The sequence below is a fragment of the Mycobacterium sp. 852002-51152_SCH6134967 genome, from assembly GCF_001667105.1.
GTDB lineage: Bacteria > Actinomycetota > Actinomycetes > Mycobacteriales > Mycobacteriaceae > Mycobacterium > Mycobacterium neumannii_A.
Genome location: NZ_LZIK01000068.1, coordinates 63,953 through 89,379, shown reverse-complemented (window position 1 = coordinate 89,379; position 25,427 = coordinate 63,953). Strand labels below are relative to the sequence as shown.

Here is a 25,427-nt window from a genome sequence, read left to right as displayed (position 1 = left end):
CGCCTCGGCGTGCCAGACTCGTGACCATGACTTCTCGCGAGCCGGCCCGGATCGTCATTCCCGGCGCAGGCGGCATGGTCGGTCGGGTTCTCGCAGCTCAGGCCCGTCAGCAAGGTCGCGAGGTGCTGGCGCTGACGTCGTCGGAGCTCGACATCACCGGTGCGGCGGCCGCCCAGCGTGTCATCGAATCCGGTGACGTGGTGATCAACTGCGCCGCGTACACCAACGTGGACGTGGCCGAGACCGAACAGGACCGTGCGCACGCGGTCAACGCCGACGGGCCGGCTCACCTCGCGCGGGCGTGCGCCGCCGTCGGCGCCCGCCTGATCCACATCTCGACCGACTACGTGTTTCCCGGCACAGCGCGGCGCCCGTATGAGATCGACGACGAGACCGCGCCGGTGAACGTCTACGGCCGCACCAAACTCGCCGGGGAGCGGGCCGTGTTGGCCGCCCTGCCCGGCGCGCACGTCGTGCGCACGTCGTGGGTGTACGAAGGCGGCGACGGTACGGACTTCGTCGTGACCATGCGCCGAAAAGCCGCCGGCGACGACACGGTCGAGGCGGTGGCCGACCAGACCGCATCCCCGACCTACGCCGGTGACCTCGCCGCGGCGCTGCTGGAGATCGCCGACAGCGCGATCAGCGCACCGGTGCTACACGCCGCCAACGACGGGCAGGCCAGCCGCTACGACCAGGCGCGCGCGATCTTCGAGGCCGTCGGCGCAGACCCCGGGCGGGTGCGGCCCGTCGCGGGCGCCGAAAACCCACGGCCCGCGCAGCGCCCGACGTACACCGCGCTGTCGGGCCGGGGGTCCGCCGATGCCGGCCTCACCCCGCTGCGACCGTGGCGCGAGGCGCTCGCGGATGCGCTGTCGCGGTACGGGCGTGGCGGCCCGATACCCTCGACGCCGTGAGTTCGGAACGGGTGGCACATGAGTGACGAGTTGGTCGTCGTCACGGTGACGTACTCGCCGGGTCCACACCTCAACCGCTTCCTGGCGACGCTGTCGCACGCCACCGACCGGCCGATGACAGTGGTGATGGCCGACAACGGCTCGACCGACGGCGCACCCGAAGAGGCGCTCGCACGCTATCCCAACGTCCGATTGCTGCCCACCGGCGGCAATCTCGGATACGGCAGCGCGGTGAACCGCGCGGTCGCGGAGTACCTGACGGACTCGGACAACAACGACTTCTTCATCGTGGCCAACCCCGATGTGCAGTGGGGTCCGCGGAGCATCGACATCCTTCTGGAGGCCGCTGCCCGCTGGCCGCATGCGGGTTCGCTCGGCCCGCTGATCCGCGACCCGGACGGTTCGGTGTATCCATCGGCGCGGCACCAGCCCAGCCTCGTGCGCGGCGGGATGCACGCCGTCGTGGGACCGTTCTGGAAGTCCAACCCGTGGACCGCCGAATACCGCCAGGAGCGCCGGGAGCCCAGCGAACGCGCCGTCGGCTGGCTATCGGGATCGTGTCTGTTGCTGCGCCGGTCGGCGTTCGAGGAGATCTCGGGCTTCGACGAGCGCTACTTCATGTACATGGAGGACGTCGACCTCGGTGATCGGCTGTCGCGGGCGGGCTGGCAGAACGTGTATGTGCCGGCCGCCGAGGTTTTGCACGACAAGGGGCACGCGACCGGCAAGGACCCCGCGCGCAACTTGGCCGCCCATCACACCAGCACCTACACTTTCCTCGCGGATCGGTACCCCAGGTGGTGGCAGGGTCCGCTGCGGTGGACGATCCGAAGCTCGCTCGCCGCGCGTGCGGGCCTGGTGGTCCGCAGCTCACGACGCAACCGGGCGAAAGGACGGCGCAAGTGAATCCCGCACACGTCGATGCCGTCATCCTCGTCGGTGGTTTGGGCACCCGGCTGCGGCCGCTGACCCTGTCCGCGCCCAAGCCGATGCTGCCGACGGCCGGCTTGCCGTTTCTGACGCACCTGTTGTCGCGCATCGCAGAGGCCGGTATCGAGCACGTCGTGCTGGGCACGTCGTACAAGGCCGCGGTGTTCGAGTCCGAATTCGGCGACGGATCCAAGTTCGGCCTGCAGATCGAATACGTCGTCGAGACCGAACCGCTGGGCACCGGCGGCGGCATCGCCAACGTCACGGGCAAGCTGCGCCACGACACCGCGCTGGTGTTCAACGGCGACGTGTTGTCGGGTGCCGACCTTCGCGCGCTGCTGAACTCGCACGAGGACAACGCCGCCGACGTGACGCTGCACCTGGTGCGCGTCGGTGACCCTCGGGCATTCGGTTGCGTGCCAACCGATTCCGACGGCATGGTGACCGCCTTCCTCGAAAAGACCCAGGACCCCCCAACCGATCAGATCAACGCGGGCTGCTACGTGTTCAAGCGCGAGGTGATCGAGCGCATCCCCAAGGGCCGGGCGCTTTCGGTCGAACGCGAGGTGTTCCCGGGTCTGCTCTCCGACGGGCTTCGGGTATGCGGCTACGTCGACTCCACCTACTGGCGCGACATGGGCACACCGGAGGATTTCGTGCGAGGGTCGGCGGATCTGGTGCGCGGTATCGCGCCGTCACCCGCGCTGGGCGGGCACCGCGGTGAAAAGCTGGTGCACGACGGCGCCAGCGTCGCACCGGGGGCGCTGCTGATCGGCGGCGCGGTGGTCGGTCGAGGTGCCGAGATCGCCGGGGGCGCACGGTTGGACGGCGCGGTCATCTTCGACGGCGCGCGGGTGGGCGCCGGCGCGGTGATCGAACGCTCGATCGTCGGGTTCGGGGCCCGCATCGGCCCGCGCGCGCTGATCCGCGACGGCGTGATCGGCGACGGCGCCGACATCGGTGCCCGCTGCGAACTGTTGCGCGGTGCACGCGTGTGGCCGGGCGTGACGATCCCAGACGGCGGGATCCGGTTCTCGACCGACGTCTAGCCCGCGATTTCGGTGTCGTTGGTTGCGCTGAGCGCAACGGATGACACCGAAATCACCTGGCGCGGGCGGCCGCCGCCAGTTGGGTGAGACCGAAGTCGCAATCCTCGGGCAGCGCGTCCAGCGGCCACCACCGCAAGTCCAAAGACTCGTCGCTGATGGCGGTTTCGGCGTCGACGGGCGCGTGGACGATGAACTGCATGTCGAGGTGACGGGTCGGCACCCCCAGCGAGCACGTGACGGGGTGGACGTGCAGCGCGGCCATGGTCGGGTCGATCGTGAGACCACCGATGCCGGACTCCTCGGTGGCCTCTCGCAGTGCGGCCGTCACGACATCGGGATCGGTCGGCTCGCAATGCCCGCCGAGTTGCAGCCATCGCCCGAACCGGGGGTGCAGTGTCAGCAGTGCGTGGGTCCCGGCGTGGTCGAGCACGAGGGCCGACCCGGTGACGTGGCCCGCGACGCATTCACGCAGGCAACCGTCGGGTCGGGCCGCCAAGAACGCCAGCACCGCGTGCCGCAGGGTGTCCTGTGCGGGATCCGGTGCGCGCCAACGGCTCAGCACCTCCACCGCTGATGCGTGCAGGCTCACTTGCGCACCAGCAGTTCGTCGGTCGGCACGGGAGGCCGCGGGCCGGACGGCCCGTCCTGCGCGTAGCCGATCGCGATCGCGCCCAACGGTTCCCAGTCGTGGGGCAGGTCGAGCTCCTCACGGACGATGTCGGGGGCGAAGATCGTCGACCCGATCCAGCAGCTCCCGACACCCCGCACCGCCAACGCCACCAGAAGCGCCTGCACCGCCGCGCCGACCGCGACGGTGAACATCGTGTGCTCCGCGGCCGTGCGGTCGGCGTCCGGATAGTCGTGCGCGCCGTCGGGCACCAAAAATGGGATGACGACCTCTGGTGCGTCATAGAGGATCCGGCCGCGTTCGACGCGACGCTCGACGGCGTCGGCGGCGCGCCCGTCGGCGGTGAGGTCGGCGCGCCACTTGTCTTTCATCCGATCCAGCAGGACCTCCCGTCGGGCGGGATCCTGTAGCCACACGAACCGCACCGGTCGGGTGTGATGCGGCGCCGGCGCAGTGAGGGCCTCGGCGACAGCGGATTCCACGAGCTCGGCGTCCACGGGCTCGGCCGTGAACTGCCGCACCGACCGGCGCAGCAGCTGCGCCTGACTCCTGCCGAGCGCGATCGCCTCCTCGGTGCCGAGCCAGAACAGGTCCTCCTCGCCCGCCCGAACCAGCCGGCGCGCGGTGGAACCGTCGTCGGGCAGCCGCAACCCGCGCACCACCGCGACCGGGATGTCGGTCAGCTTGCCCTTCACCAGATCCGCTGCCGCGGCGATCTCGTCGGCGACCGCGATCTCAGTGACGATCAGTTCGTTGCCGTGCCGGTCGACCGAACCGCCGTAACCGTGCAGCACGGTCACGCCGGCCGCGCCGATCGCCACGTCGGTCTGCCCGTTGCGCCAGGCCCGGCCCATGGTGTCGGTGACGACGACGCCGACCGTCACGCCGAGCCGCTCGCGCAGCGCCGACGCCAGTGCCGCGGCGCTGGCATCGGGATCGGTTGGAAGCAGCGCGAGTTCGGCGGAGTCGACGTTGGAGCCGTCGACACCCGCGGCGGCCTGAACGAGGCCGATCGCGTTCTCGGTGATCAGCGTGCGTCCCTTACGCGCCAGCACGCGGACCGCCTCGGCGTCGATGAGCCTGCGCCGCAGCACGTCGCGCTCCTCGGGGTCGATCGGCGCGTCGACGATGCGGCCCTCGCACTTCGACATCACCTTGCTGGTGACCACGACGATGTCGTCGTCGCGCAGCCACGGCGCGGCCTCGGCGATCGCCGAGGCGAGGTCGTCGCCGGGGCGGAACTCGGGCAACCCCGCAATGGGCAGCAGCGCCACCGCGGCGGCCGAGCCATGGTCGCCGCTCGGCGGCGCCGTTGAGCCGGGGTCGCCGCTCGGCGGCGCCGTTGAGCCATGGTCGCCGCTCATGGCTTCACGCCTGCCAAATCCATTCCGGCGCGAACCATCTCGGCGGTGACCTCAGGATCGGTCATGAGCAGTGGCACCGCACGCACCTCGACACCGTCGACCGCCGCGCCGTCTCCCTCGTGCACCAACCAGCCGTCGAGAATGCCGACACCGGAGCGCGCGCCGTAGTGCCTGCCGACGGCTTCGGACGTGCTCGGCACGCCGATCACCGACAGGCATTCATCGGCCATGCCGCGCAACGGCTTTCCGCCGATGATCGGGGAGTAGCCGATGACCGGCGCCGGTGTCGAACGCAGCGCGCCGCGGATACCGGGTACGGCCAGGATCGCGCCGATGCTCACCACCGGGTTGGACGGCGCGATGAGCACGACGTCGGCGGCTTCGATGGCCTCGGCGACGCCGGGTCCGGCAGTGGCTTTTTCGGCGCCGACGAAAGCGAAGCTGTGCGTTGGTACTTTCGCCCGGTATCGCACCCACCACTCCTGAAAGTGGATGGCACGTTTCTCGCCGGCGTACTCGCCGGGTCCGGGATCGGTGATGACGACGTGGGTTTCGCTGCGGTCGTCACTGGCGGGCAGCAGCCTGGCCCCGGGGGCCCATCGCGCGCACAGCGCCTCGGTCACCTGCGACAGCGGATAGCCCGCGCGCAACATCTGGCTGCGGACGAGATGTGTCGCCAGGTCCCGGTCGCCGAGGCCGAACCAATCGGGCTGCACGCCGTAGGCCGCGAGTTCCTCCTTGGCATGCCAGGTTTCGTTGCGATGTCCCCAGCCGCGTTCGGGATCGATACCTCCGCCGAGGGTGTACATGCAGGTGTCGAGGTCCGGACAGATCCGCACGCCGAACATCCACGCGTCGTCACCCACATTGACCACTGCAGCCAGTTCGTGCTCAGCAGTATCATCAGTCCCAGCAGTACCTTTAGCGCCACCAAACTGCCCAAGCCCCAACAGATGTTGCACGCCAAGTAGGAAGCGGGCGCCGCCGACGCCGCCGACCAGTACGGTGACCTTCACATCGACCGAGCGTAGGCCGTCCAACCGAATTCGGTACGGGCAGGAGTGGCGGCCCGGGCCGGTGGGCGGGAGTGTGATGGACACGCCGAGGTCACGACTCGCCGTATTTCGATCACGGAATGGTATGAATTCCTGTTCTAGAGCTTGACCAGGGCGACTGACGCGTGTGTAATCACAGCAGTGTCATTTCCCGGTAGGCCATCCGGTTCCGGTGCCGCAGACCGAGATTCGATCACTTGTTCGAATTGGAAGTGTTCCGCATCTCTGCGGGCCACTTATAGGGGATCAACGAGACCAGGTGAGGAGGCGGAAGATGTCTTTTGAGTACGGCGATTTCGATCGTCTGGTTCGGTTCGACAGCCGAGTCTTCGGCTCAGTAGACAGCGCGCCGCACGCCCATTCGGAACCGGCACCGGTTGAGACGCCCCGGCGTCCCCAGCTGAGTTTGGTGCCCGACCCGATCGATGTGGCGCCGGCACTGACACCGGAGGACGAACTCTGGCAGGAGAAGGCGCTGTGCGCCCAAACCGACCCCGAGGCGTTCTTTCCGGAGAAGGGCGGCTCGACGCGCGAAGCCAAGCGCATCTGCCAGGGCTGCGAGGTGCGCGACGCCTGCCTGGATTACGCGTTGGCGCATGACGAGCGCTTCGGGATCTGGGGCGGCCTGTCAGAGCGCGAGCGTCGCCGCCTCAAGCGCGGAATCATCTGAGCCGCGAGATCAGTCGTCGTCGATCGTCGGGTCGATGACGGAAGGCTCGACGCCCAGATATGTGGCGACCTGAGCCACCAGGATTTCATGCAGCAGCTCCTCGAGCTCGACTGAATCCTTGGCCCGCCGCTCGATTGGCTTGCGAAACAGCACAATTCGCGCGCGTGTTGCGTTCCCCCTGACGTCCACGCCCGCCGGGATCAGCCGGGCCAGCGCGATCGGCCCGTCGGCGATCACTTCCGGCGGCCACTGCACACTGTCGGGATCCTTGGGCGCAATGCGTGGTATCTCGTCCACCGCGACGTCCAGTGTCGCCAGCCGGTCCTGCCAACGCCGCTCGATCGGCTCGTAGGCCTCCAGCACCGCCATGTCGAACCTCTCGGCGCGACTGCGCCAGCCCGGCACGGTCGGGGGGAGTAACGGCCCGCGCATCCCGCGACCCCGGCGCGCGCGCATGTGTCCACGCTTGGCCACCGCTTGGGTGCTCCTTTCGTGCGCGATGAACTGGATCGTAACGGTTCGAGATCGGCCGTCGGCAGGCTGCGCGTGTCCGGCGGCATGCGGAGTGCGGCCACGATAGCCTTCCGCTGTGAACGTTCCCCGTCGCTGCTGCCGGCCCGGGTGTCCGCACTATGCGGTCGCGACGCTGACATTCGTCTACGCCGACTCCACGGCGGTCGTCGGCCCCCTCGCGACGGTGGCCGAACCGCATTCATGGGACCTGTGCGTCGTGCACGCCGGCCGCGTCACCGCGCCCCGCGGCTGGGAACTGGTGCGTCACGCCGGCCCGCTGCCCTCACACCCCGACGAGGACGACCTCGTCGCGCTGGCCGATGCGGTCCGGGAGGGGCGCGACGTCGCTCCGCCGATCAACCGGATGGCGACCGGGTTCTCCGACCCCGTCACCGGTGCACCTGGAGGCTCGCTGATGGCGCCGCCTGCCAGGCGACCCGAGTCCAACGGCCGCCGCCGAGGCCATCTGCGGGTGCTGCCGGACCCCACCGACTAGCCGACGTGCACGTCTGGCCGGACCGTTAGGCTGGCGCCAGTAGTAGTCCGTGTCACAAGGAGTCCTAATGTCCCGGCCCGCCGCGGCGGTTCATCGCGTCATCAAGGCTTATGACGTGCGCGGCCTGGTCGGTACGGAACTCGACGAGTCGTTCGTCGCCGAAGTGGGCGGCGCCTTCGCCCGCCTCGTCCGAGACAGCGCCTCGCAGGTCGTCGTCGGCTACGACATGCGGGCCAGCTCACCCGCACTGGCGGACGCGTTCGCCGACGGCGTGACCGCCCAGGGCCTCGACGTGGTGCGGATCGGACTCGCCTCGACCGACCAGCTGTACTTCGCGTCGGGCCTCATGGACTGCCCCGGCGCGATGTTCACCGCCAGCCACAACCCGGCCGCCTACAACGGCATCAAGCTCTGTCGCGCCGGCGCCAAACCCGTGGGCAAGGACACCGGCTTGTCGACCATCGCCGAAGAGGTCATCGCCGGCGTCCCCGGCTACGACGGTGCGCACGGCACGATCAGCGACCGCGACGTGTTGGCCGACTACGGCGAGTTCCTGCGCTCGCTGGTGAGCCTTGCCGACCTGCGACCGCTCAAGGTCGCCGTCGACGCGGGCAACGGCATGGCAGGCCACACCACGCCCGCGGTGCTCGGACCGATCTCGGGTATCACGCTGGAGCCGCTGTACTTCGAACTCGACGGCACGTTCCCCAATCACGAAGCCAATCCGCTGGATCCGGCGAACCTGACCGATCTTCAGGCCTTCGTCCTGCAGACGGGCGCCGATATCGGCCTGGCGTTCGACGGCGACGCCGACCGGTGTTTCGTCGTCGACGAGAAAGGGCATCCGGTCTCGCCGTCAGCGGTGACCGCGTTGGTCGCCGCGCGGGAACTCGGCAGGGAGATCGGCGCCACGGTGATTCACAACCTGATCACCTCGCGGGCAGTGCCCGAACTGGTGACGGAGCGCGGCGGTACGCCGGTTCGCAGCCGCGTCGGGCACTCCTATATCAAGGCGCTGATGGCCGAGACCGGTGCGATCTTCGGCGGAGAACATTCGGCGCACTACTACTTCCGCGATTTCTGGGGCGCCGACTCCGGAATGCTGGCCGCCCTGCACGTGTTGGCCGCGCTCGGCGAACAACACCGGCCGCTGTCGGAGATCATGGCCGACTACCAGCGCTACGAGGCGTCCGGCGAGATCAACTTCACCGTCACCGACGCCGAGCGCTGCGTCGACGAGGTGCTCAAGGCGTTCGGCAACCGGATCCACTCCATCGACCACCTCGACGGTGTGACCGTCGACCTCGGTGAAGGCGCCTGGTTCAACCTGCGGATGTCCAACACCGAACCGCTGCTGCGACTCAACGTCGAAGCCCGCACCACCGACGAGGTCGACCGGATCGTCGGACAGGTTTCCGACACCGTCCGTGGGCGACTCCCGTCCAACTCCGAGGTGGTCACGTGACCACCGGGCCGTCTCCTTCGGCCGCGATCATCGACCTCGACGACGTCGACGCACTGCTCGGCGCCGACCGCGACGGGCTGCTGCGCGCCGCGTCGATGGCGGGCGCCCAGGTGCGTGCCACCGCCGCCGCGCTCGCGGAGGGCGAACTCGATTCGCTGCGCACCGACGGGACACCGCGGACCGTGATCTGGGTCGCCGGTCGCGGCAATGCGGAGACGGCCGGATCGCTGCTCGCTTCGGCATGGGGCGGATCGGTGGCCGCGCCCATCGTCGTCGCCTCCGAGGTGCCGCCGTGGATCGGCCCATTGGATGTCTTGGTCGTCGCGGGCGACGACCCGGGCGATCCCGCTCTGGTGAACGCGGCCGCCACCGGAGTGCGCCGCGGGGCGCGCATCGTGGTCGCCGCGCCGTATGAAGGGCCGCTGCGCGACGTCGCGGCCGGGCGGGCGGCGGTGCTGTCGCCCAGGGTGTGGGTGCCCGACGACTTCGGGTTCGTGCGCTACCTCGCCGCAGGCCTGGCCACCCTCGACGTCGTCGACCCCACCATGCACGTCGATCTCCACGCGATGGCCGACGAACTCGACGCCGAGGCGCTTCGCAACAGCGCGAACCGAGAGCTGTTCACCAATCCGGCCAAGACACTGGCCGAACGGATGTCGGAGCGCGAAGTGGTGCTGGCCGGCGACAGCGCGGCGACGCTGGCGCTGGCCCGGCACTGCGCGGCCACCATGTTGCGCGTCGCCCATCGGGTCGTGGCCGCCGCCGGCTTCGCCGATGCGCTCGTCGTGCTGCGCGGCGGCATGGGGGGCACGTCGGCGGCGGACCGGGAGCGGTCGATGTTCCACGACGAACAGATCGACGGTCCGCTTCCCCGGCGGATGCGCACATTCGTGCTCACCACCGATGCCGAGCAGCCGATCGTCGCCGCCCGGGCCGCGGATCTGGACGATGTCGATGTGATCAGCGCCCAGGACGTGCCGGAACTGCCGGAGGCAGCAGCCGTGCCGGACGCGTCGACGGCGGCGGGCAGCATGGAACAACAGTTGGCCATGCTCGCCGTCCGCTTGGAGATGACCGCCGTCTACCTGAAACTAGTTCGAGGTTAGCCAAGTGCACTTGCTACGCGGAGCGGTGCGGACCTATGCCTGGGGTTCGCGCACGGACATTGCCGAGTTCACTGGAAAGCCCAGTCCCACAGCACATCCCGAAGCCGAGCTCTGGTTCGGCGCCCATCCCGGTGACCCGGCCATGTTGGAGACCGAAGCCGGTGAGCTTTCGCTACTGGATGCGCTGCGTGACGATCCCGAGGGGCAGTTGGGCGCGGCGGTCTGCGCGCGCTTCGGCGAGGCGCTGCCGTTTCTGGTCAAGGTGCTGGCCGCTGACGAGCCGCTCTCGCTGCAGGCGCATCCCAGCGCCGAGCAGGCGGTGGAGGGCTATGAACGGGAGAACAGGCTCGGTATCCCGGTCTCGGCACCCAACCGCAACTACCGCGACCCCAGCCACAAGCCCGAATTGATCGTCGCCGTGCGGCCGTTCGAGGCGCTCGCCGGCTTCCGGCCGGTGGCCCGGACCATCGAGTTGATGCGTGCGCTCGAGGTCAGCGATCTCGATCCGTTCGTCAACCTGCTCTCCGGTCAACCGGACGGTGACGGACTGCGCGCGCTGTTCACGACCTGGATCACCGCGCCGCAACCCGATGTCGACGTCTTGGTGCCCGCGGTGATCGACGGGGCCATCCACTACGTGTGTTCGGGCAGAGACGAATTCGCGGCCGAGGCAAAGACGGTGCTCGAACTCGGCGAACGGTATCCCGGTGACGCCGGTGTGCTGGCGTCCCTGCTGCTGAACCGCATCACCCTGAGTCCCGGCGAAGGCATCTACCTGCCCGCGGGTAACCTGCACACCTATCTCAGCGGTGTCGGTGTCGAGGTGATGGCCAACTCCGACAACGTGTTACGCGGTGGGCTGACGCCCAAGCACGTCGATGTCCCCGAGTTGTTGCGGGTGCTCGACTTCACGCCCGCCGAGGACGTGGTGGTCCGGCCCGAAAACGTCGAAGACGGCATCGAATGGGTGTACCGCACACCGGCTCAGGAGTTTTCGCTGTCGGTGCTCGACATCGACGCCGACAGGCTCGGTTACGAAATCGACGCGCCCACGCGGCACGACGGTCCGCAGCTGTTGCTGTGCGCCGAGGGTTCGACGGTGGTGCACGCCAAGGGTGGCACCGTCACGCTGACCCGGGGATCCGCGGCGTGGGTGCCCGCCGACGAGGGGCCGATCCGGCTGGCGGCCACCGAACCGACGAAGCTGTTCCGCGCGACGGTCGGCATCTAACGCTCAGTGCGCCGCGTCCTCCTTGGGGCGGCGGCCGAACGGCAACACATGCACCACCGCGACGACGATCGCGCCGACCACCAGGCCGATGACCGCCGACGCGGCCGTGTTGACCAGCCACGCCAGCACGCCGCCGACGCCGCCCACGGCATCGCGGACGATCTCCTCGAGGTGGTGCACGAAGCCGTACGGCAGGTGCCAGCCCAACTCGTCGGTTCCCAGCAGCAGGATGTGGCCGCCGACCCACAGCATCGCGACCGTGCCGATGAGTGACAGCGCCGCAAGCAGTTTCGGCATCCCGGCCACCAGGCCGCGGCCGATCTTCTGCGCGAACGTCGAACTGCGTTGAGCCAGTCGCAGCCCGATGTCGTCCATCTTCACGATGCCGGCGACGACGCCGTACACCGCGATCGTGATCACGATCGCCACGACGATCAGGATGATCAGCCGCGGCCAGAAGGACTGATCGGCCACTTCGTTCAGCGCGATCACCATGATCTCCGCCGACAGGATGAAATCGGTGCGGATGGCGCCCGTCACCATGTACTTCTCGGCGTCCTCACCCACCTCCGCGACGGGGGCGGCGTGGTGGTCGTGGCCCCGTATACGCCCCCACACCTTCTCGGCGCCCTCGTAGCACAGATACGTCGCGCCGAGCATCAGCAGCGGCGTCAGCAGCCATGGCAGGAACTGGCTGAGCAACAGCGCGGCGGGAAGGATGAACAGCAGCTTGTTGCGCAGGGAGCCGATCGCGATGCGCTTGATGATCGGCAGTTCGCGCTCTGCGGCCAGCCCGTGAACGTACTGCGGCGTCACGGCGGTGTCGTCGATGACGACGCCCGCCGCCTTGGCGGTCGCGCGTCCCGCGGCCGCCCCGATGTCGTCGACCGATGCGGCGGCCAACCGTGCCAGCACCGCGACGTCGTCGAGAAGCCCGAACAGTCCCGCGCTCATCGCGTCTCCGTCATGGCCACGAAATTACCCGCTTGCGCGAGGTTCACGCCGATTGAGGCACCCTGACCGCTTGTTTGCCCGCCCGCTTCTCGGCCAGCCACAGCCGCAGGTTGTGCCGGATGGTGCGGCCCACCAGTCGCGGCGACGGCACCATGTAGAGGCTGTCGAGCAGGCTGAACCGGCGTAGAAACCACTCGGCGAGAACGGGATCGGTCTCCGCGGCGCCGAGGAACTGATCGAACAGCCCGCCGACCGGCTTGTACCACCACTTCGACTCGCCGGTCGCATTGTGCAGCGAAAGATCGCCGATGGCCGTCATCACCCAGACCGGCCACGTCGTCTTGGCGGTCGCCTTCGCGAGCCGACCGGCCAGGTCAGGATCCCCGGATGCCAGCACGGATCGCAGGTTGCCGGCCTGGATCGCCGTCATGGTCATACCCTGGCCGAATGTCGGGTTGAAGCTGACCACGGCGTCCCCGAACGGGATGATGCCTGCCGGGAAGCGCTCCAGGGTGTCGTAGCGGCGCCACCGACTCGTCGGATACCGGTGAAACGCCGTCTCGCCCAGCGGGGTGGCCTGGCGCAGCGCGGACGACACGTGCGGTGGCAGGATCTCGTCGGCCAGGTCGAGGATCTGCTCGACGGTCTGTGGTGGCGGCACCTTGCCCACACCGAAGGCTGTGACGTTCCAGTTGCCGTCCTCGTAGAACAGCATGCCGATGCCGAGCGGTTGTTCTCGCGAAGCACCTGCAACCACGACCTTCTCGGCCAGTAGGCCCTCGGGGACGTGGAACTGGTGGCTGGCGTAGGCGATGCCGACGTCGACCGTTTCCTCGGCCGGCCGCGAGTAACCCCACTTCTCCAGCCACGCGGGCAGGCGGGTGCCTCGGCCGGCGGCGTCGACCACCAGATCGGCGTCGACGATCTGACCCGAATCGAGCAGCACACCGGTCACCCGCTCCCGCGCGGCGTCGTAGACGGGTTCGACGACGCCGGCGTGCACGAAGTCGACGTTGTCGATGTTCTTCACCCGCTTGCGGATCTGCCATTCGAGTTGCGGCCTGCTGGGCACGTAGGCGGTGAACTCGTCGCGCAACCGGTGTGCGGTGCCGAGCACGTGGCCGGCCGCGCCGAAGTGGATGCAGTCGGGCCGGTTCTCCAGGATCGGCACCCCGTCGGCCACCATGTCGGCGAGCAGGCCGGGGAAGTGGCTTTCGAACTCCTCGGCGCCGCGGGCCATCAGCAGATGCACGTGGCGGCCTTGCGGCACGGCCGCGCGGTTGGCGGGATCGTCGGGCAGGTCGTCGCGTTCGTAGATGGTGATCCGATCGCTGACGTCCGAGAGGACCCGGGCCGCGCACATGCCCGCGAGACTGCCCCCGATCACGGCCACGTGTTTATAACTCCGCCCCATTGGGTGCACGGTACTCGGTAGATTGCCGAAACGGACCCAACGGGAGGACGTGCGATGGCTCGGCGGACGAAGTCGGTGGAGCAGTCGATCGCGGACACCGATGACCCGGACACCCGGTTACGCAAGGACCTGAACTGGTGGGACCTCACCGTGTTCGGGGTGTCCGTAGTGATCGGGGCGGGCATCTTCACGATCACCGCTTCGACCGCCGGTAACATCACCGGGCCGGCGATCTCGATCTCGTTCGTCCTCGCCGCGATCGCCTGCGGGTTGGCCGCGCTGTGCTACGCGGAGTTCGCCTCCACGGTTCCGGTCGCGGGCAGCGCCTACACGTTCTCCTACGCGACATTCGGCGAGTTCATCGCCTGGATCATCGGCTGGGACCTGATCCTCGAGTTCGCGGTCGCGTCGGCGGTGGTCGCGAAGGGATGGTCGAGTTACCTCGGCGAGGTGTTCGAGTTCGGCGGCGGGACAGCGGATCTCGGTGTGGTGCAATTGGATTGGGGCGCACTGCTGATCATCGCCTTCGTCACCACCATCCTGGCCTTGGGGACGAAGCTCTCCGCCGGCGTCAGCCTGGCGATCACCGTGATCAAGGTGGCCGTGGTGCTTCTGGTCGTCGCCGTCGGGGCGTTCTACATCAAGGCGGCCAACTATTCGCCCTTCGTGCCGCCGGCCGAACCCGGGGAAGGCGGACGGGGGACCGACCAATCGCTGCTCTCGCTGATCACCGGCGCCGAGGGCAGCAGCTACGGGTGGTACGGCTTGTTGGCCGGCGCCTCCATCGTGTTCTTCGCGTTCATCGGGTTCGACGTCGTGGCCACCACCGCGGAGGAGACCAAAAACCCGCAGCGCGACGTCTCCCGCGGCATCCTGGCCTCGCTCGGGATCGTCACGGTGCTCTACGTCGCGGTGGCCCTGGTGTTAACCGGCATGGTGCACTACACCGAACTGCGCGAGGCGGGGGAGAAAGCCAACCTCGCAACGGCATTCAGCGCCAACGGGATCGACTGGGCGGCAAAGGTGATCTCGATCGGTGCGCTCGCGGGTCTGACGACAGTGGTGATCGTGCTGGTGCTCGGCCAGACGCGGGTGTTCTTCGCGATGTCGCGCGACGGCTTGATTCCGCGTGGGCTGGCCAGGACCGGACGTCACGGCACGCCGGTGCGCATCACGCTGATCGTCGGCGTGCTGGTGGCCATCACCGCGTCGGTGTTCCCGATCGGCAAGCTCGAGGAGATGGTCAACATCGGGACGCTGTTCGCGTTCGTGCTGGTGTCCGCGGGCGTGATCGTGCTTCGACGCTCCCGGCCCGACTTGGAGCGTGGCTTCCGGGTGCCCGGCGTGCCGTGGTTACCGATCGCCTCGATCGTGGCGTGCGTGTGGTTGATGCTGAACCTCACCGCGCTGACGTGGATCCGCTTCCTGATCTGGATGGCGATCGGTGTCGTCATCTACTTCCTCTACGGCCGCCGTCACTCGGTGCTCGGCCGCCGCGAAAGCCAGACACTCTCGGCGTAGCCCGCCACACCTGCGCGAGCGCGCAACCCGTGTACGAAATCGCGGGGGCCCAAACCGTACAAGGTTGGGCGCTCGCGCGTCATCGCGCGCCAAGATTGCTTTACAAATACCTCTCTTGTGTCTAGACAACAGACAAATTGCGGCTTATAGTCAACTTCAAGACGTGATGGCACTCACTCCAGGAGGCGGGCAATGACCACCCAGACGACACCGGAACCTGACATCGCACAGTGGCGGGACAGGAAGCGCTACCTGTGGCTGATGGGCTTGATCGCGCCGACGGCACTGTTCGTCATGCTGCCGCTGGTCTGGGCGTTCAACCAATGGGGCTGGCACGCCGCCGCGCAGGTGCCGTTCTGGATCGGGCCGATCCTGCTCTACGTCCTGCTGCCTGCACTGGATCTGAAGTTCGGGCCGGACGGGCAGAACCCGCCCGACGAGGTGATGGAGCGGTTGGAGAACGACAAGTACTACCGCTACTGCACCTACGCCTACATCCCGTTCCAGTACGCCAGCGTGATCGTCGGCGCCTATCTGTTCACCGCGTCGGATCTGAGTTGGCTCGGCTTCGACGGGGGACTGGGCTGGCCTGCCAAGATCGGCCTGGCGCTGTCCGTCGGCCTGCTCGGCGGAGTCGGCATCAACACCGCCCACGAGATGGGACACAAGAAGGACTCGCTGGAACGGTGGCTGGCCAAGATCACGCTGGCACAGACCTGCTATGGCCACTTCTACATCGAGCACAACCGCGGACACCACGTCCGCGTCGCGACCCCCGAGGACCCCGCATCGGCCCGTTTCGGTGAGACGTTCTGGGAGTTCCTGCCGCGCAGCGTCTTCGGATCACTGAGGTCGGCGTGGGAGCTGGAGGCCAAGCGGCTCGAGCGCGCAGGCAAGAGTAAGTGGCACTGGTCCAACGACGTCCTCAACGCCTGGGCGATGTCGGCGGTCTTCTACGGCGCGCTGATCGCGGTCTTCGGCTGGGCCTTGATTCCCTACATCGTCATCTCGGCGGTGTTCGGCTTCACGCTGCTCGAGACGGTCAACTATCTCGAGCACTACGGGCTGCTGCGCCAGAAACTCGAGTCCGGCCGTTACGAGCGCTGCGCGCCGGCGCACAGCTGGAACTCCGATCACATCGTGACCAACCTGTTCCTGTATCACCTGCAGCGCCACAGCGATCACCACGCCAACCCGACCCGGCGCTACCAGACGCTGCGCAGCATGGAGGGCGCGCCGAACCTGCCGAGCGGTTACGCGTCGATGATCGCGCTGACGTACTTCCCGCCGCTGTGGCGCAAGGTGATGGATCATCGGGTGCTCGACCACTACGACGGCGACATCGCGCGGGTCAACATCCACCCTCGCGTGCGTGACAAGGCGGTGGCCCGGTACGCGGGGACGGTCCAGTGACCGCCTACCGCTGCCCGGGTTGTGACTACGTCTACGACGAGGCCAAAGGCGCTCCGCGGGAGGGCTTTTCACCCGGCACACCATTCAGCGAGATTCCCGACGACTGGTGCTGCCCCGACTGCGCCGTGCGGGAGAAGGTCGACTTCGAACCGGTATGACCCCCAACCCGAGAAAAGGAACAACCGATGGATTACAAACTGTTCGTCTGCGTGCAGTGCGGATTCGAGTACGACGAGGAGAAGGGCTGGCCCGAGGACGGGATCGCCCCGGGCACACGGTGGGACGACATTCCCGATGACTGGAGTTGCCCGGACTGCGGCGCGGCCAAGTCCGACTTCGAGATGGTCGAGGTCGCGCGTCCGTGACGACTAGTCTCGCGCGTGTGAACAGCCCGCGCCGGACCGCGCAGCGCATCCCGTACGCCGAAGCGTCGAGGGTGCTGCTGCGCGATTCCATTCTGGACGGCATGCGCGAACTGCTGCTCACCCGCGACTGGTCGGCGATCACCCTGGCCGACGTCGCCAAGGCGGCAGGCATCAGCAGGCAGACCATCTACAACGAGTTCGGCTCGCGCCAGGGGCTGGCGCAGGCATACGCGATGCGCCTGGCCGACCGGCTCGTCGACCAGATCGACGACGCCATCGCGGGCAACGTCGGCGACGTCTTCGCCGCGTTCAGCCAGGGCTTCCGCGACTTCTTCGCCGAGTCGGCAGCCGACCCGCTGGTGATCTCGTTGCTGACCGGCGAGGCCAAGCCCGATCTGCTGCAGCTCATCACCACCGACAGCGGTCCGATCATCATCCACTGCAGTCGGCGGCTGACGCAGACGTTCGTCGACAGCTGGGTGAAGACCAGCGAAGAGGATGCCGGAGTGCTGGCCAGGGCCATCGTCCGGCTCGCGATGAGCTACGTCTCGATGCCGCCGGAAGCCGACCCCAGCGCATCCCCCGCCCGGGGCCACGACGTGGCCCGTGACCTGGCCCGATTGATGACGCCCTTCGCCGAACGCTACGGTGTTATCGATATTCCTTAGCTGTCAGAGCGCCACGGCCGGTTTCACCGCACAAGCGCCTGTCCCGCGAGCCCGCAGGCTTTGGATGTCTACATGGATGTCGCCGTGCGCACATCTGTGCGCTCATAGGCAATGACGAATGAAAAGGGGCTCTACATGACTGAGCTGAAGGCCGACTCCCGCAACGGGATCGACTATAAGGTCGCCGACCTGTCACTGGCCGACTTCGGCCGCAAGGAGATCCGCCTGGCCGAGCACGAGATGCCCGGTTTGATGGCGCTGCGCGAGGAGTACCACGACGTGCAGCCGCTCAAGGGCGCGCGGATCTCGGGCTCGTTGCACATGACCGTGCAGACGGCGGTGCTGATCGAGACGCTGACGGCGCTGGGCGCCGACGTCCGCTGGGCGTCGTGCAACATCTTCTCCACCCAGGATCACGCCGCCGCGGCCGTCGTCGTCGGCCCGCACGGCACGCCGGAGGAGCCGAAGGGCACCCCGGTGTTCGCGTGGAAGGGCGAGACGCTCGAGGAGTACTGGTGGGCCGCCGAGCAGATGCTCACCTGGGAAGGCGAGCCGGCGAACATGATCCTCGACGACGGCGGCGACGCCACGATGATGGTGCTGCGCGGCGCACAGTACGAGAAGCAGGGTGTGGTTCCGCCCGCCGAGGACGACGATCCGGCGGAGTGGAAGGTCTTCCTCGGGGTGCTGCGCGAGCGCTTCGAGACCGACAAGACGAAGTGGACGAAGATCGCAGAGTCGGTCAAGGGCGTCACCGAGGAGACGACGACCGGCGTGCTGCGCCTCTACCAGTTCGAGGCCGTCGGTGAGCTGCCGTTCCCGGCGATCAACGTCAACGACTCGGTCACCAAGAGCAAGTTCGACAACAAGTACGGCACCCGGCACTCGCTGATCGACGGCATCAACCGCGGCACGGACGTGCTGATCGGCGGCAAGAAGGTGCTGATCTGCGGCTACGGCGACGTCGGCAAGGGCTGCGCGGAGTCGCTGGCAGGCCAGGGCGCGCGGGTGTCGGTCACCGAGATCGACCCGATCAACGCGCTGCAGGCGCTGATGGACGGCTTCGACGTGGTCACCGTCGAGCAGGCCATCGGCGAGGCCGACATCGTCATCACCTCGACGGGCAACAAGGACATCATCACGCTCGATCACATGCGCGCGATGAAGGACCAGGCGATCCTGGGCAACATCGGCCACTTCGACAACGAGATCGACATGGCCGCCCTCGAGCGCTCGGGCGCCAAGAAGCTCAACATCAAGCCGCAGGTCGACCAGTGGATCTTCGACAACGGCAAGTCGATCGTGGTGCTGTCCGAGGGCCGGCTGCTCAACCTGGGTAACGCGACCGGCCACCCGTCGTTCGTGATGAGCAACAGCTTCTCCAATCAGGTCATCGCCCAGATCGAGCTGTGGACCAAGAACGACGAGTACGACAACGCGGTGTACCGGTTGGCCAAGCACCTCGACGAGAAGGTCGCCAAGATCCACGTCGAGGCACTCGGCGGTCAGCTGACCAAGCTCACCAAGGAGCAGGCCGAGTACATCGGTGTCGACGTCGAGGGCCCGTACAAGCCCGAGCACTACCGCTACTGATCGTCACCCGAAGGCCCCCCGGCACATCCGCGTGCCGGGGGCTTTCGTTCTCGGGCATCGGCCCCGAACGGGTTGTGCTGCAGTGGTTCAGGGTGTCGGGTCCACGCCTTTGCAGTGGTTCTTCAGATCCATCAGCGGCTGCCGGATACCCGCCATCTCGGCGTTCTCCTGCGGATGGCTGGCCATGTATCCCTTCACCTGATCGGCCACCCCCTCACGCGACATGCCTCTGAGGGTGCTCATGAAGCCGTTGAGGTCAGGATGGGTGAATAAGTAGGCCGACGTTGACGCGTCGACCCCGGCGCGGACGCCTTCGAGATCGGCGCTGGTGCAGTTCGCCTCGGCGTTGGCCAACGGGGACAAGCCGAGCAGCGCGGCGCCGGCCACGACGGCCAACGAGAGCGGGTACGCCCTACGGGTTCCGAACATCGGACGGGCTCCTTCGATCAGGGTGTGACTGCCAGTGTGGAACCGGGCGATGGCTGATGCGCTGCCCCCCAAGCAGCTTCACAGGAGGCGTGCAGCAACCCCCAAGCGGCGCTACGCCGGATACTCGTCGCGCTTGCGCGGCCAGTCGGAGAAATCCTCGCCGCGGCCTTTGGGCGCGCGGTCCAACAGCTGCCAGGTGGCGTTCAGCGCTTCGGTGCCGCGATCGTAGGTCGAGTAGGTGTGGTAGACGACGCCGTCCTCCAGCGCGAAACAGCTCAGCGCCATCAGCTCCATCACGTCGAGCATGCTGCCGCTGCCCGATCCGAAGTCGCGGCGCGGCGTCGGGACGTGCATGTAGCTGAAGAAGTCGGCGTCGAAGTCGGTGTCGCCGGAGGACACCCACTCGATGTCCCAGCCCATCCGCTGCTTGTAGGCGGTCAACACCGGCAACGGCGAACGCGACGACAGGATGAACGTGACGTCGCGCCGGGCCAGGTGAGCCACCGCGCCGACCAGGTTGTCCGTTTCGAAGGTGCATCCCGGGCAGCCCTCTGGGGTCTTCGGCCCGTGCATGAAGTGCCGCACGATCAACTGTGATCTGCCGTCGAACAGCTCGGCGAGCGTGCGACGGCCCGCGGTGGTGTCGAACTCGTATTGCTTGTTCACGCGCACCCACGGCAGCGCCTGCCGCTCCTGCGCCAGCTCGGTGACCCTGCGGGTCAGCTCCTTCTCCTTGGCCAGCTGTCGTTCGTACGCCGTTCGCCACTGTTCACGCGTCCCGACCGCATGAGTCGTCATACCCACTGCCTCCTCGTCACGAAAGGGTTCGGCTAAGCAGACCCGCGCCGGCGCCCGAACTCATCGTTCGACCGCCATGGCGCGAGGCTTGAGCCGGAAACAGGCCTCATGAAACGATTTTCGTTGCTAACGTCCGATCGATGGGTCGCATCGTCGGAATCGCGATTGCCCTCATGGTCTTTTTCTTCGGGACCCCCGCGCCCGCGGCGGCCGACGACCCGACCATCGACGATCACCACCCCTATTTCAACGAGGACGAATACCAGGCGTTCTACACGCCGCCGGATCCGCTGCCGCCGGGCAAACCCGGTGATCTGGTCCGCACGGAGCCCTCGCGCCTGGTGCTCGAACCGTCCGGCGAACTCGGCATGATCATGGCCGACGGCACGCGAATCATGTACCGCAGCAACGACGCTCGAGGAAACCCGAACGTCGTCACCGGCACGTACTTCGAACCGCACGCGCCGTGGCCGTTCGGCGGGCCGCGCCCGCTGATCGTGTACGGTCCTGGCACCCAGGGCCAGGGCGACCAGTGCGCGCCGTCGCGGCAGTTCAATCAGGGCATCCACTGGTCGCCGTACCTCGACCTCGCGTTCAACTACGAGGAGTTGTTCGTCGCGACGATGGTCGCGCGCGGGTTCGCGATCGTCATGACCGACTATGAGGGCCTGGGCACCCCGGGGCTGCACACCTACGCGAACCGGGTGTCGCAGGGCCACGCGATGCTCGACGCGGCCCGCGCCGCCAAGAACCTGCCCGGCACCTCGCTGGCCCCCGACGGCCCGCTGGCGTTCTGGGGCTACTCACAAGGCGGGGGCGCGGCGGCGTCGGCCGCGGAGATGGCCGAGAGCTACGCCCCCGAACTCGACGTGGTCGGCTCCTACGCCGGGGCGCCGCCCGCCGACCTGAAGGCGCTGTTCCCGTTCATCGACGGCAGCATGCTGATCGGAGCGGTGGGTTATGCGCTGAACGGGGTGATGGCGGCCTACCCCGAACACGAGGCGGCGATCCGGGCGACGCTGACACCGCGCGGCGCCGACATGCTCTTCAAGGTGCAGGACCAGTGTGTCGCAGAGACGCTGACGAAGTTCATGTTCCGGCACCTGCAGCCGTACTTCAATCAGGACATCTTCGAACTCGTCGAGCAGGAGCCGTTCAAGTCGCTGTTCGACGAGCAGAAGCTGGGCCGCATGAAACCCAATGCGCCCGTACTCATCAACGCCAACCGGTACGACCCGCTGGTCCCGTGGGCGCCGGCGATGCAGATGGGTCGCGATTGGTGCGCTCAGGGCGCAGACGTCGAGGCGCGCACCAACGAACAACCGCCGTTCCTCAACAAGGCGATGGTCAACCACGGCCTGCCCATGCTGGTCGACGGTGAACCCGCCATGCAGTGGATCGCGGACCGATTCAAGGGTGTGCCGACAGCGTCTAACTGCGGGCGGTTCTGACTGGGCCAGTGGGCCTCAACGTTGCCAAGGGGGACGGGGCGCGTGGAGATCGAACTGCACGCCCACGAGGCGGATCACGAAGCACACCCCCGCGGCACTCAGCGTCGCCGCGATGCTCTGGACGCCGAGCCCGTGGAGGATCGCCGCGCAGGCCGCGCCGGTCATCGCCGGTATCGCATAGAGCTCGCTGCGGAACACCGTGGGCACCTGCCCGATCGCCACATCGCGGATGGTCCCTCCGCCCACGGCGGTGATGGTGCCGACGATGACCGCTTGAAGGACGCCGAACTCGAGGTTCAGCGCCTTATAGGCGGCGAGCACCGCGAACACGCTCAGCCCCACGGCATCGGCGATGGTGATGGGCATCGTGAACCGCTCGAGCGCCGGACTCAGGGCGAACGCGATGACGCCGCCGCCCGCTGCCACGGCCAGATAACGCCAGTCCACGAAGGTCGCAGGCGGAAGTGAATCGAGAAGGATGTCGCGGATGACGCCACCGCCCAGGCCGGTGAGCATGCCAACGGTGACGACGCCGAAGATGTCCAGACGCGTTGCGCGCAGTGAGACGAGGGCGCCGTTGAGAGCAAACGCGAACGTGCCGATGAGGTCAAGCACCAGCAGCAGAGGCGTTTCGGTTGACATTGCTTGGTGTATACCCGAGGCCATGCCCGGCTCGCAGGATGCTGTCGGCGCGGTCCTAGTGGGCTGCCCCGGTTGCCGGACTGGCAGGAGGCGCTCCACACCGGCAGCCGGAGCTGTCGCATCAGGAGCGCGAAACGACCCGCGAGGTCGCCGAGCGACTCCGCGGGTTCGGTTGAAGGTGCATGAAGGTAGGCGACGGGTGTCCTATCCAGATCACGTTGTGCTGCAACTTGATATGCGACCCTACAGCCAGCAGACTCGCGCGATCCGGCGCATCGCGACCGACGCCGACACCACATCGCGGGTAACTGAAGCGTTCGCAGCGTTTCGGCGAGCGGTGTCGGCAGATGCCGCAGCAGACCGCCTGCGACGACTTCAGCGAGACTCCGGAAGCACCCGGCTCGGCGACGTTCGCACAGGTCGTGCAGCCACTTCGGACACCGCGCCCAGACGTTGGTGGTCGCCACGATGGCCTGGTTGGCTCCATCGCCGTCGTCAGTCGGCGCCAGTGATGTGTGGTGGGGTAACTCCAGGTAGGCGAAGGCATTCTGTTACACCGGGAGAACCATGACGACCCTCACCATCCGTCCTTCGGCCGGAGGCGGCGCGACGCCGCCGAGTCGCGTCGCTCTCCAACCACTCTGCCCATGGGAGCGCAGCAAGGGCGCATCTGTCCCAAGCAAATGGCATGGCGCACAACACATCAGGTGCACGACGGTATGATGCGTCCCTTCAGCGGACCGTCGGCGCTGCGGATCTCCACCGCCCTCTACCACTTTCGCGAAAGCCTCTTCGCGCTGCCCGCGCTGGTCCTGGTGGGCGGCATCGCCTTAGCGGAGGCGACGGCCTATCTCGACGACGTCATCGGCGTGGACACTTCGCTGCCGTTGACACTTGAGATGAACAGCAATGCGGCGACGTGGTTACTGAGCACCGTCGCCGGCGCCACCATCACGACCGCCGGGGTCGTCTTTTCGCTTACAGTGGTCAGCCTGCAGCTGGCCAGCAGCCAGTTCTCCCCCCGGGTGATGCGGTCGTTCATCCGGGACCGGCTCAGCCAGTCGGTGATAGGCCTGCTGGTGGGCACCTTCGTGTTCTGTGTGCTGACCCTTCGCCATATCAGCGGGGACCCGATGTCGAATGCGCCGCGGGTGTCGATGACGGCGGCGGTGGTGCTGGCGGTGGTGACGGTGCTGTTGATCATCGCCTACCTCAATCGGCTGGCCTATGGCCTCCAGGTGGGGGAGGTGGTGCGCACCATCGCCGCGGAGGCCGACACCGTCATCGACGAGCAGGCGCGGCAGACGCGTATGGAGACACCGGCCCGCCACCCGCCGGCACCGGGTACGGGCGAGCACCTGACCGTTCACGCAGGCAGCGACGGCTGGGTCACCCAGTCGGCCAGCAGGTACATCCTGGCAGCGATCCCGCCCGCGGCCGTGGTGCGGTTGGAAACCCGGACCGGCGCCTACATCCACCGCGGGGAAGTGCTGATGACGTTGTGGCCTAAGCCGGCCGATGCCGAGCGCGTCGAACGCAAGCTGAGGTCCACGGTGGAGGTGGCCGACATCCGCACCATGCAGCAGGACGTCGACTTCGGGATCCGCCAACTGGTCGACATCGCCCTGCGTGCGCTCAGCCCAGCCATCAACGACCCGACCACCGCGGCCGACGTGGTGCTGCGCCTCGGCAGCATGATGCGCAAACTGCTGACGGCGGATATGCCGCCGCAGGCGGTGTGCGGACCTGACGACAGGATCCTTCTTCGCCCGTGGGACCTGTCGCACGAGGAGTACGTCGCGCACGCCTTCGACCAGATTCGGCAGAGCTCGGTGGGCCAGCCGAACGTCGTGGCCACCGTGCTGCGCGTGCTGCGCATGCTCATCGCGCATGCGCAGAATGAGGACCGCGAGGAGTACGTGCCCGCGCTGCGCCGCCAGATCGAGCTGTTGATGGACGCCGTGGCCGCCCAGGCCGACCTTCACCCCGCCGACCTCGAACGCCTCCGGGCGATCTCTCGGGAGACGGCCCCCGATCCGGCCGAACACGACGTCTGATGGCGCCGGCGGCGACTGGGCATCGCTAGTCTCACAGCCGTGCTGATGGTCATCGAGGGGGTCGACGGTGCGGGTAAGCGCACGTTGACCAACGGACTTCGAACCGCGTTCGAAGCCGAGGGCAGGACGGTGACGAGCCTGGCGTTTCCGCGCTACGGCCAGTCGGTGGAGGCCGACGTGGCCGCCGAGGCGCTGCACGGGTCCCACGGTGACCTCGCCGACTCCGTGTACGCGATGGCGGTGTTGTTCGCGCTCGACCGTGCCCGCGCCCGAGGCGAGATCGAGCGCCTGCAGGACACCCACGACGTCGTCATCCTGGACCGCTATGTCGCGTCCAACGCCGCCTACAGCGCCGCGCGCCTTCGCCAGGACGCCGACGGCGAGGTCGTCGAGTGGGTGCGCGCCCTGGAGTACGAGCGCCTCGCGCTTCCGCGGCCGGACGCACAGGTGCTGCTGGCCGTGCCCATAGAACTGGCGGCCCAGCGCGCCGAGCAGCGTGCCAACACCGAGGTGGACCGGGCCAAAGACGCCTACGAGCGCGACGGCGGGCTACAGCAACGCACCTCTGACGTCTACGCCGCACTGGCCGCATCGCAGTGGTGCGGACGCTGGAAGGTCGCCGGACCCGACGTCGATCCGGCCGCGCTCGCCGCCGAACTGGACGCTCACTAGCCCCGTTCGGTGCCATTCGCCGGTCA

At 67.7% G+C, this 25,427-nt stretch carries 26 protein-coding genes; 17 read left to right on the top strand and 9 right to left on the bottom strand.

Annotated elements, in window-relative coordinates:
• Positions 1-26 precede the first annotated feature (26 nt).
• The 3 genes from rfbD to A5790_RS21515 are packed head-to-tail and all read left to right on the top strand — an operon-like array spanning position 27 to position 2,896.
• The gene (gene rfbD, locus A5790_RS21525) at positions 27-917 is read left to right on the top strand and encodes a dTDP-4-dehydrorhamnose reductase (protein ID WP_066849765.1); all 891 of its coding nucleotides are present in this window, start codon (positions 27-29) and stop codon (positions 915-917) included.
• Positions 918-935: 18 nt separating this feature from the next.
• Positions 936-1,823 (top strand): glycosyltransferase family 2 protein, encoded by an 888-nt coding sequence (locus tag A5790_RS21520; protein ID WP_066849034.1) that lies wholly within the window; start codon positions 936-938, stop codon positions 1,821-1,823.
• Positions 1,820-2,896, top strand: a complete 1,077-nt coding sequence (locus tag A5790_RS21515) for a sugar phosphate nucleotidyltransferase (RefSeq protein ID WP_066849032.1) — start codon at positions 1,820-1,822, stop codon at positions 2,894-2,896. The genes A5790_RS21520 and A5790_RS21515 overlap by 4 nt, the downstream gene beginning before the upstream one ends.
• Before the next feature lie 52 nt (positions 2,897-2,948).
• On the opposite strand, the gene A5790_RS21510 is transcribed toward A5790_RS21515, so the two are convergent.
• The 3 genes from A5790_RS21510 to cofD are packed head-to-tail and all read right to left on the bottom strand — an operon-like array spanning position 2,949 to position 5,904.
• Positions 2,949-3,485 (bottom strand): NUDIX hydrolase, encoded by a 537-nt coding sequence (locus A5790_RS21510; protein ID WP_066849030.1) that lies wholly within the window; start codon positions 3,483-3,485, stop codon positions 2,949-2,951.
• Positions 3,482-4,888, bottom strand: a complete 1,407-nt coding sequence (locus A5790_RS21505) for a coenzyme F420-0:L-glutamate ligase (protein WP_066849027.1) — start codon at positions 4,886-4,888, stop codon at positions 3,482-3,484. Before A5790_RS21505 ends, A5790_RS21510 begins: the two co-directional genes overlap by 4 nt.
• Positions 4,885-5,904 (bottom strand): 2-phospho-L-lactate transferase, encoded by a 1,020-nt coding sequence (gene cofD / locus A5790_RS21500; RefSeq protein WP_066849024.1) that lies wholly within the window; start codon positions 5,902-5,904, stop codon positions 4,885-4,887. The genes A5790_RS21505 and cofD overlap by 4 nt, the downstream gene beginning before the upstream one ends.
• A 439-nt stretch (positions 5,905-6,343) precedes the next feature.
• Here cofD and A5790_RS21495 point away from each other — a divergent pair, with 439 nt between their 5' ends.
• Positions 6,344-6,613 carry a WhiB family transcriptional regulator gene (locus tag A5790_RS21495; RefSeq protein WP_174522824.1) on the top strand — a complete coding sequence of 90 codons (270 nt, stop codon included), beginning with the start codon at positions 6,344-6,346 and terminating at the stop codon, positions 6,611-6,613.
• A 9-nt stretch (positions 6,614-6,622) separates the two neighbouring features.
• Here A5790_RS21495 and A5790_RS21490 read toward each other — a convergent pair whose 3' ends face one another.
• Positions 6,623-7,045: a metallopeptidase family protein gene (locus A5790_RS21490; RefSeq protein ID WP_064394761.1), complete on the bottom strand. Its 423-nt coding sequence runs from the start codon at positions 7,043-7,045 to the stop codon at positions 6,623-6,625.
• A gap of 157 nt (positions 7,046-7,202) precedes the next feature.
• Between A5790_RS21490 and A5790_RS21485 the strand changes: the two genes are divergently transcribed.
• The 4 genes from A5790_RS21485 (at position 7,203) to manA (ending at position 11,424) form a co-directional block, all read left to right on the top strand.
• Complete coding sequence (locus A5790_RS21485; protein WP_064345814.1) at positions 7,203-7,622, top strand: DUF3499 domain-containing protein; 420 nt, start codon at positions 7,203-7,205, stop codon at positions 7,620-7,622.
• Positions 7,623-7,689: 67 nt separating this feature from the next.
• Complete coding sequence (locus tag A5790_RS21480; protein ID WP_066849021.1) at positions 7,690-9,087, top strand: phosphomannomutase/phosphoglucomutase; 1,398 nt, start codon at positions 7,690-7,692, stop codon at positions 9,085-9,087.
• Positions 9,084-10,193: a TobH protein gene (locus tag A5790_RS21475; RefSeq protein ID WP_066849019.1), complete on the top strand. Its 1,110-nt coding sequence runs from the start codon at positions 9,084-9,086 to the stop codon at positions 10,191-10,193. The genes A5790_RS21480 and A5790_RS21475 overlap by 4 nt, the downstream gene beginning before the upstream one ends.
• A 4-nt stretch (positions 10,194-10,197) precedes the next feature.
• Positions 10,198-11,424 carry a mannose-6-phosphate isomerase, class I gene (gene manA, locus A5790_RS21470; RefSeq protein ID WP_066849016.1) on the top strand — a complete coding sequence of 409 codons (1,227 nt, stop codon included), beginning with the start codon at positions 10,198-10,200 and terminating at the stop codon, positions 11,422-11,424.
• A 3-nt stretch (positions 11,425-11,427) separates the two neighbouring features.
• On the opposite strand, the gene A5790_RS21465 is transcribed toward manA, so the two are convergent.
• A complete protein-coding gene (locus tag A5790_RS21465; protein ID WP_066849013.1) occupies positions 11,428-12,378 on the bottom strand; it encodes a DUF808 domain-containing protein in 951 nt (316 codons plus the stop codon).
• Positions 12,379-12,421: 43 nt separating this feature from the next.
• A complete protein-coding gene (locus A5790_RS21460; protein ID WP_066849010.1) occupies positions 12,422-13,792 on the bottom strand; it encodes an NAD(P)/FAD-dependent oxidoreductase in 1,371 nt (456 codons plus the stop codon).
• 54 nt (positions 13,793-13,846) lie between these two features.
• Between A5790_RS21460 and A5790_RS21455 the strand changes: the two genes are divergently transcribed.
• From A5790_RS21455 to ahcY, 6 genes are all read left to right on the top strand, one after another.
• Positions 13,847-15,313 carry an amino acid permease gene (locus tag A5790_RS21455; RefSeq protein ID WP_066849007.1) on the top strand — a complete coding sequence of 489 codons (1,467 nt, stop codon included), beginning with the start codon at positions 13,847-13,849 and terminating at the stop codon, positions 15,311-15,313.
• A 192-nt stretch (positions 15,314-15,505) separates the two neighbouring features.
• Positions 15,506-16,726, top strand: coding sequence for an alkane 1-monooxygenase (locus A5790_RS21450; RefSeq protein ID WP_066849004.1), 1,221 nt, complete (start codon positions 15,506-15,508; stop codon positions 16,724-16,726).
• Positions 16,723-16,884, top strand: a complete 162-nt coding sequence (locus A5790_RS21445) for a rubredoxin (RefSeq protein ID WP_064394753.1) — start codon at positions 16,723-16,725, stop codon at positions 16,882-16,884. Before A5790_RS21450 ends, A5790_RS21445 begins: the two co-directional genes overlap by 4 nt.
• Positions 16,885-16,911: 27 nt before the next feature.
• Positions 16,912-17,091 carry a rubredoxin gene (locus tag A5790_RS21440; protein WP_064394752.1) on the top strand — a complete coding sequence of 60 codons (180 nt, stop codon included), beginning with the start codon at positions 16,912-16,914 and terminating at the stop codon, positions 17,089-17,091.
• Positions 17,092-17,108: 17 nt separating this feature from the next.
• On the top strand, positions 17,109-17,759 hold the full coding sequence (locus tag A5790_RS21435) for a TetR family transcriptional regulator (protein WP_066849001.1): 651 nt from the start codon (positions 17,109-17,111) through the stop codon (positions 17,757-17,759).
• A 135-nt stretch (positions 17,760-17,894) separates the two neighbouring features.
• On the top strand, positions 17,895-19,352 hold the full coding sequence (gene ahcY / locus A5790_RS21430; protein ID WP_064426922.1) for an adenosylhomocysteinase: 1,458 nt from the start codon (positions 17,895-17,897) through the stop codon (positions 19,350-19,352).
• A gap of 87 nt (positions 19,353-19,439) precedes the next feature.
• Here ahcY and A5790_RS21425 read toward each other — a convergent pair whose 3' ends face one another.
• Entirely contained in the window at positions 19,440-19,781 is a 342-nt protein-coding gene (locus tag A5790_RS21425) for a heme-binding protein (RefSeq protein WP_066848998.1), read from the bottom strand.
• A 111-nt stretch (positions 19,782-19,892) separates the two neighbouring features.
• Complete coding sequence (locus A5790_RS21420; protein ID WP_066848995.1) at positions 19,893-20,579, bottom strand: DUF899 domain-containing protein; 687 nt, start codon at positions 20,577-20,579, stop codon at positions 19,893-19,895.
• 140 nt (positions 20,580-20,719) lie between these two features.
• Here A5790_RS21420 and A5790_RS21415 point away from each other — a divergent pair, with 140 nt between their 5' ends.
• A complete protein-coding gene (locus A5790_RS21415) occupies positions 20,720-22,030 on the top strand; it encodes a lipase family protein (protein ID WP_066848993.1) in 1,311 nt (436 codons plus the stop codon).
• 15 nt (positions 22,031-22,045) lie between these two features.
• Here the strand turns inward: A5790_RS21415 and A5790_RS21410 are convergent, their stop codons facing one another.
• Positions 22,046-22,672, bottom strand: coding sequence for a trimeric intracellular cation channel family protein (locus A5790_RS21410; protein WP_066848990.1), 627 nt, complete (start codon positions 22,670-22,672; stop codon positions 22,046-22,048).
• 719 nt (positions 22,673-23,391) lie between these two features.
• Here A5790_RS21410 and A5790_RS21405 point away from each other — a divergent pair.
• Together A5790_RS21405 and A5790_RS21400 are read left to right on the top strand one after the other, a co-directional pair.
• Complete coding sequence (locus A5790_RS21405; RefSeq protein WP_231987863.1) at positions 23,392-24,729, top strand: DUF2254 domain-containing protein; 1,338 nt, start codon at positions 23,392-23,394, stop codon at positions 24,727-24,729.
• A 39-nt stretch (positions 24,730-24,768) separates the two neighbouring features.
• A complete protein-coding gene (locus A5790_RS21400) occupies positions 24,769-25,401 on the top strand; it encodes a dTMP kinase (RefSeq protein ID WP_066848984.1) in 633 nt (210 codons plus the stop codon).
• Positions 25,402-25,427: the final 26 nt, after the last annotated feature.

What these genes read in the sequence shown, in the direction of transcription:
- A5790_RS21425 (WP_066848998.1), bottom strand. Translation starts at nt 19,781, where the DNA reads ATGTTCGGAACCCGTAGGGCGTACCCGCTCTCGTTGGCCGTCGTGGCC.
- A5790_RS21450 (WP_066849004.1), top strand. Translation starts at nt 15,506, where the DNA reads ATGACCACCCAGACGACACCGGAACCTGACATCGCACAGTGGCGGGAC.
- A5790_RS21455 (WP_066849007.1), top strand. Translation starts at nt 13,847, where the DNA reads ATGGCTCGGCGGACGAAGTCGGTGGAGCAGTCGATCGCGGACACCGAT.
- A5790_RS21460 (WP_066849010.1), bottom strand. Translation starts at nt 13,792, where the DNA reads ATGGGGCGGAGTTATAAACACGTGGCCGTGATCGGGGGCAGTCTCGCG.
- A5790_RS21415 (WP_066848993.1), top strand. Translation starts at nt 20,720, where the DNA reads ATGGGTCGCATCGTCGGAATCGCGATTGCCCTCATGGTCTTTTTCTTC.
- A5790_RS21520 (WP_066849034.1), top strand. Translation starts at nt 936, where the DNA reads ATGAGTGACGAGTTGGTCGTCGTCACGGTGACGTACTCGCCGGGTCCA.
- A5790_RS21480 (WP_066849021.1), top strand. Translation starts at nt 7,690, where the DNA reads ATGTCCCGGCCCGCCGCGGCGGTTCATCGCGTCATCAAGGCTTATGAC.
- A5790_RS21410 (WP_066848990.1), bottom strand. Translation starts at nt 22,672, where the DNA reads ATGTCAACCGAAACGCCTCTGCTGCTGGTGCTTGACCTCATCGGCACG.
- A5790_RS21505 (WP_066849027.1), bottom strand. Translation starts at nt 4,888, where the DNA reads ATGAGCGGCGACCATGGCTCAACGGCGCCGCCGAGCGGCGACCCCGGC.
- ahcY (WP_064426922.1), top strand. Translation starts at nt 17,895, where the DNA reads ATGACTGAGCTGAAGGCCGACTCCCGCAACGGGATCGACTATAAGGTC.
- A5790_RS21490 (WP_064394761.1), bottom strand. Translation starts at nt 7,045, where the DNA reads ATGCGCGGGCCGTTACTCCCCCCGACCGTGCCGGGCTGGCGCAGTCGC.
- rfbD (WP_066849765.1), top strand. Translation starts at nt 27, where the DNA reads ATGACTTCTCGCGAGCCGGCCCGGATCGTCATTCCCGGCGCAGGCGGC.
- A5790_RS21405 (WP_231987863.1), top strand. Translation starts at nt 23,392, where the DNA reads ATGATGCGTCCCTTCAGCGGACCGTCGGCGCTGCGGATCTCCACCGCC.
- A5790_RS21440 (WP_064394752.1), top strand. Translation starts at nt 16,912, where the DNA reads ATGGATTACAAACTGTTCGTCTGCGTGCAGTGCGGATTCGAGTACGAC.
- A5790_RS21420 (WP_066848995.1), bottom strand. Translation starts at nt 20,579, where the DNA reads ATGACGACTCATGCGGTCGGGACGCGTGAACAGTGGCGAACGGCGTAC.
- A5790_RS21465 (WP_066849013.1), bottom strand. Translation starts at nt 12,378, where the DNA reads ATGAGCGCGGGACTGTTCGGGCTTCTCGACGACGTCGCGGTGCTGGCA.